Origin of the sequence: Vibrio makurazakiensis (genome assembly GCF_050337375.1) — a bacterium.
Lineage (GTDB): Bacteria > Pseudomonadota > Gammaproteobacteria > Enterobacterales > Vibrionaceae > Vibrio > Vibrio makurazakiensis.
On sequence record NZ_JAKJSW010000225.1, the window covers coordinates 1 to 6,220 of the forward strand.

Genomic DNA, 6,220 nt, shown 5'->3' on the forward strand with positions numbered 1-6,220 from the left:
CTTTTGAGTAGTAAAAAAGATATTCATAATAGTTGTTGTGAGACTTGATAGAGCACCAGCTAACATACCATTCTTAAACTCTTCAAAAATATCCTTAAATCTAGATTGAACTCTTTTCCAAATAGACAAACCAACATCTTTTAGTTTTTCAAGAAATTTTTTGAAGGTAAACGATTCATTCTTGTCTTTGAATAGCTCAGGAATAACATCCTTTAACTCAAACCATACTTCGGAAAATATGATTCCTAATGCTTGACGAATTCCCATTTTAAAGCCACTTTTAGCCGCTTCGTAACCTGTATTTTTAAAGAACTTACTGCTTGTGTAGTACTGCTTATTTATTTCAGCATCATATTCTTTTCTAGCCTTATCATCGGCCTTTTTCATTTCGGTAGGATCGATACTTTCTAGTGCATCTAAATGCTCTTGTTCTTTGCGAACTTTATCTTCTAACTTTCTCTTTTTATGCTTTTGCTCTGGTGTTGTAGGGTTTTCCAAAAGTTGCAGTGCATCAGTATTTTTCTGGATATTTTGCTTCTTTTTTTCAATCGTAGAAGGTAACTTCTCATTCAAAAAGACATCCATTGAATGGTTTGATTTCAATGTGTTGATATAGCCATAAGTCGATTGGAAATTAGAATCTTGATTAGCTACTGCAGCGCCATCAACTCCAGCAAGAACTCTTCCTGCATCATTATGAACTTCACTTGCTGATATAACATGATCTAACTGTCTGTTGTCGCTTTGAGACATTGTTTGATTTCGATATGCATCATGAAGTCTGTCTTCTTTCTGCGCGATCTTATCTGCTTTACCTTTCGCTTTGTAATTTACATCGCTATGGTAGGCATGAGAATCGTATGTGCCTCTATCTCGATATTCATTTTTGACTTGCTCAGATAGGTGTATATCTTTATCCCCATTCTGATATTTCCGAGCATTATGGATAGTTGCTACATCCCCACCCTTCTTATCCTCAAAAAGCAGAAAATCTAAACCAAATGATGTAACTAAGCTTTGAACAACCGTTTTGTGCAGTTCTTCTGTTAGTTGAAATTCTTTCTGTGCTAGAGAAGTCATATTTATTTCGCCAGATAAATACGGAGCTAGAAAGCTAGCTCCTATTCGGATTAATATTGTTGAGATGCTTTGCTTGAAGTCGCTAAGTTCGCGTCAATTTGATTAGCATTAATAACCTGTAAACCATCAGCATTCACTTCGATCTCTACCGCATTATCTTTAGTCATTACAACTTTACCATTGCTATCCATCTTTGGTTTGAAGAGTGGCGTCGTGATGATATCCGTTAGAATTGCCGCTACTTGATAGCCATTACCAATAATTTGAATTAACTCATCAGCAATTTCTTCTCGATTTTCGCCCGACTTTATAAGTCTCTCCATTTCTTTGAGGGCATCAAAGTAAGGAAGGAAAATAGTTGTATAAATACGTTCAATCTCGGAATGCAGTTTTTTAACATAGATGCGAGTTTGCCCTAATTGGTGTTGAGCTTTATGCATCTTCGCAATTGCCTCCTCTACTTCTCTACGAGATTCTTTAGCATCAGATAAAGCTTCTTCTGCATGAGAGGCAAATGCCCAGCCTGCAATAGCAATAATTGGTGCCGCGACTACACCACCAAGAACCATTGCACCACCTGCCATACCCATACCACCAGCGCTAAGAGCGCCACCGCCGATAGCAGCCATTGTTGCGTTATAAGCAGCAGCACCAGAAAGAGCCGCAATTGGAGTGCCTGTTGAGGCAGCAGCAAGAGCCATCACCCCCCCATACACAGCATAGGCTGCGGCTCCGCCACCAACAGCACCTTTTGCCAATTCACCAAGGTAAGCAGTTGTAGAAAAAGCTAACCCATCAATCTGATCTAATTTGTGTTTTGGAAAATCAACAGTAATATCCCCCACATTTGATTTCTCAAGTTTATCTAATAGCTCTTGAGCAATGGTTCGAAACTTCTTGAAATCACTGCCGACTTTTAACTGTAACTCACCTAAGTTAGTCAAATGCTCTTCTGTAATTTCATTCGCTTCATCAAAGCGAGATTTAGTGGATTCATAATCCGATTTTGCTTTTTCTATAATCTCATTCGCTTCGGTTTTATCTTGGTAGCCGTCATATCCTTTTTTTGCTCCAAAGCCTGCTGCGGCAACTGCTGCTGCACCCAAAATAAGTGGTAAAGGCATATCTGCTCTCCAGTGTCATTAAGTTTTATGTATTTGAAATTGTTAGATCTAGTTCATCATCATTGAAATGAATATCGCCAATTTTATTTCCGAATGCCATTAACCATCTTTTAAGTAGCAATGAATCTGTCACTGTTGCTTTAATAAGGTAACGTTTCTCATTTCTAGCTTCTATAGTTTGATCGTTGGAAAGAGGAGTCTCTGATAAATAAAAGCTCACATTTTCATCAGCTGTAAAGGAAAGAATACCTTTTACTCCTTCTCCAAAGCCGAAACGTCCATCGGCATCATACTGTTCTAAAGAAAAGCTCTTGGGACGCTCAAAACTGAATGTAGATACCGTTGCTTTCGTAATCCTGTGTAACGCAACACTTCTCTCATTATCAAAGCCATCAAAACGACATACTAGATAAATACGATTGCTCTGCTGTGCTAAGCCCAAAGGCATAACCAATGCATTATTTTGTTTTTTTTTGGCGTTTGTATATTCAATAGTCAGAAATCGATCATGAAACAATGCTTCGCTGACAGCATTGAATGTTTCTTCATCTATATTTGGGGGTAACAATGGTTGACTATCATTTACGAATCTTACTTTTTTAAGCCAAGCTCGTTCTTTTGAGTTCCCTTTTACAGGAAGCAAATTAAGCCTAGCTTCAGAAAAAAAGCTCTGCATAGCTCCCATCAGGCTTTGAGGCAAAAGATTGCTTAAGTAATCTTCAGCAAGAGCCAATAGTAATGACTCTTGGGGAGTTAAAGTGGGTAAAGCTAAACCATCGATATTCTGTTTTAAAGAATATCCATATGGCTTTGTTCGATCGTCACGCTCTATCTCGAAATGCTCACAAAGCATCTCAAGATTACGTTGAATCGTCCTGATATCTCTAGCTATCCCTGCATGTTCTAATTCTTTGTGAAGCTCGGCAGCAGTAACTTTTCGTGAGCGTGGTATACGCTTCAGTAGTTCAAAAGCTAATACTAACGACTCACGAGTGGTTGCTCGTTTAGTCATGCGTAATATCTTCAAGAGCACCGAAGCATAATTTGTCGCCAATGCTCATTCATTAAAAGGGGTAAATCCTAGACTACAGCACTGAGTTTATGCTGCGACATTATATGCCGCACTTTATACACTAAAGCCATCAGCGTGTAAATAACATGACATATCGTTACCACAACTAAATCTTATCGCAACACACGACAAAATGCGTCGCATACAAAAAGTTGGGTTCCAATAACAGTGGTTAACGACTTGAAATGAAGGAGTTACGCTGAAAGTTCCTGTTCAGTCCTAGAACACCAACCAAAATTAACCCAACTAATTGTCAAACAAACGACCAAATCCGAGGATTACGTCTTTGAAGTAAGAGAGATGCATCAAACGAGGTTATAGATACGCTGATAGAAAATCAGTAGTCTACGACTGAATAGTCATTGGAATGACTAAATTTCTTAGATAACTTTTGTTAAAGCGCTTATGGACAGATCAACTAAAAAACGTGAATGATTTCAAAGACAGGGAACAAAAAAGCTCCGAAGAACGGAGCTTTTGGAAAGGGTTACTTATAAAGCTACATTACAGTAACTCGACTGACTGCTGAGCAATAACGAATTCTTCATTAGTTGGCTTGGCATTCGTACGACATGCATAATTATCTAAGTGATTAAGTAACCTAGAAAAAACACAGACTATCTCAAGTAATTGTGAACAACATCTCAACCCTCGGTATAAATACGGCAGTAATCTATGGTGATGGCTAAATGAAACAACTTCCGTCAAGGTTCTGTCCAGAACCAAGTTAGATTATTAAGTCTAACTTGGTCGATACAGATGAGACAAAGTATGTTGAAACCATAAACTGAAACGTTTTGTTTATTTGCTGTTATTCGTTCTCACCATATTTGTGCTTTTCAAGTGCCACTTGTTCATCAATTCTTTTGATCTCTGTATCAATTAGCTCTTTCAAGTGCGCGCTGTATTGATACGCAAACTTGACAACGTTAGCGTGATCATCTTCAAGCCAAGGCTTCATGTCTTCCAGTTTACCTTTAAGCGCGTTTGCATAACCGTACTCACCGCTTGTCACACCTGTGTTAAGTAGAGCGTGGCTTATATCTTGAATATTAGCTTCATTACACTCTATTTCTTCCAAGAGACGCTTTACCAATGGCAAAATAGATGTATGCCCATCATAAGATTTAATCATTGCCAAAATCAACTTCAGTTCATTTTCATTCAATGGATTTAAGTTTTCTATTACTACATCTATTAATTGTGGTTCGAATGGTGAAAAACACTTTTTAAATAGGCTGGCAATACCATATTGATGGATACCATACTTGTACTCATGATTATTTTTTATTAGTAATAGAAGCTTTTCAGGATGCTCGGCTAAAGCCCTATTAATTGAGTGTAAACTAAAAGGAATGTCCTCATATTTATCTTCTTGTTCCCTACCATAGTACTTTTTATATTCAATACGCTGTTCAAAAAAGTAAAATACATCATCCACATTGATATTTGAAATATGCTCTAAAACTCCCTCAACCCGATAATCGACATCATTAACAAAAACTAGGTTATCTACCATTAGTTTTAAATTATCGCTAGAAAGAGCTTCAATAAATGACTGTCCTTTTCGCGCGAACCAAACGTGGTTAACCCACACTGTGCTACTTTTTTGGTTTAGATACGTAAATATTCTACTAAACAATAAATTAATTGATTCTGAAGGGAAGTCTTCATAGCGCTCATCTAAGACTCGAATAAATGAACTTAAGCTTTGTGTGTCCCCAACAGAGATAGAAGTATTTACAAACTTTTCCATTAATTCAAAACTTAATCCTTTAAAGCTCAAAAATGCAACCGAAAGTTCCCACAAATATTTACCGTCTTCTAACCATGTGCCTATTTTGTCTATAAACTCAGCCTGTTGATGCGAAGTCCAAACACCTCTAAATACAGCTACAGCAGACTTATTCAAATTAGGTGTATTTTCAAAGTGCAAGAGAAACTCTTTAGGGAAACGACTAGAAGTCACTTCGACAAATTTAAATAACTCAGGAAATGTTGCTAAATCTCTAGAATCGGTCTCCAAGTAAAGCTCTACTCTATTCATCCACTCTTCTATGTTAACTTTAGAGACGCTATTAATATGAATATTTACCCTTTCTTCACGAAGCTTTCTTTTATTATCGAAATCAGACCTTAAATTCCGCTCTTCTTCCCAACTACCAAAGATACCTTCGTAACCAACTAGATCCCGATAAATCTGATATTCATCGAGCGTATTTAGAACGCCTTCTAACGATAAAGCCATATCTCTAACGGGTTGACTAGTTGCATGATAATAATTCCAATATGCATCATGTTCTAACTTCTGAACCAACTCTAACGGCTCATTTTTTATTATCGAAGACCAGAATTTCAGTATATCTATAGAGTTTTTCTCAACAATTAACTTGGCTTCTTCTGAAATTTTTGTTCTAGACCAAATGCGACAAGCACTATTCATAAGAGCTAAAAGCTCTTTCTTATTTTCAATATTCTCAGTATGTTTATACATACTTATCAAACATGAGACTGTATCATTGCGCAGGTTTTCAATTTGCTCAGTTGCTGGGATAGCCATAGATTTAATCGAAACAGTTCGATAATTCCAACTATGCCCTTCAATATCAGTTGATAACAACTGTTTAAATATACTTTTCACTATTGAAAAGCATTCAAACTTTTCATCATCTGAAAACTGTTTGATTGAATCTAAGAGCTTCAACTGCGGTTCAAATCCAATTTTCTCCACGGCATACAAATTAAACTCAGACAGCTCTTTAAATACTTTTTCTATATCGCTTCTAGTAGACTCATCTTCTCGCCAAAATTGAAATAGAATAGGYGTCAGTTGATCTTGTTCTAAATATCTAAGCTGACCTAGCAGACTGATGATTTTTGAATAAATCTTTTGTTTTGTATGATATTTTTTGAAAAAGCTCTCACTTATTGACAACTCTCCACC

At 36.9% G+C, this 6,220-nt stretch carries 3 protein-coding genes and 1 pseudogene; all 4 read right to left on the reverse strand.

Going from position 1 to position 6,220, the window contains the following annotated elements:
• Positions 1–1,080, reverse strand: a pseudogene (locus L4C33_RS18450) (ATPase); the annotation flags it as partial.
• A 50-nt stretch (positions 1,081–1,130) separates the two neighbouring features.
• Positions 1,131–2,204 (reverse strand): chemotaxis protein, encoded by a 1,074-nt coding sequence (locus tag L4C33_RS18455; RefSeq protein ID WP_428813876.1) that lies wholly within the window; start codon positions 2,202–2,204, stop codon positions 1,131–1,133.
• A gap of 25 nt (positions 2,205–2,229) precedes the next feature.
• Positions 2,230–3,216 (reverse strand): helix-turn-helix transcriptional regulator, encoded by a 987-nt coding sequence (locus L4C33_RS18460; RefSeq protein WP_428813877.1) that lies wholly within the window; start codon positions 3,214–3,216, stop codon positions 2,230–2,232.
• Positions 3,217–4,087: 871 nt separating this feature from the next.
• Positions 4,088–6,220, reverse strand: a 2,133-nt coding sequence (locus tag L4C33_RS18465; RefSeq protein WP_428813878.1) for a hypothetical protein, incomplete at its 5' end; no start/stop codon positions are given.

Excerpts from the sequence above, each read along its gene's own strand:
- L4C33_RS18455 (WP_428813876.1), bottom strand. The coding sequence starts at position 2,204 with ATGCCTTTACCACTTATTTTGGGTGCAGCAGCAGTTGCCGCAGCAGGC.
- L4C33_RS18460 (WP_428813877.1), bottom strand. The coding sequence starts at position 3,216 with ATGACTAAACGAGCAACCACTCGTGAGTCGTTAGTATTAGCTTTTGAA.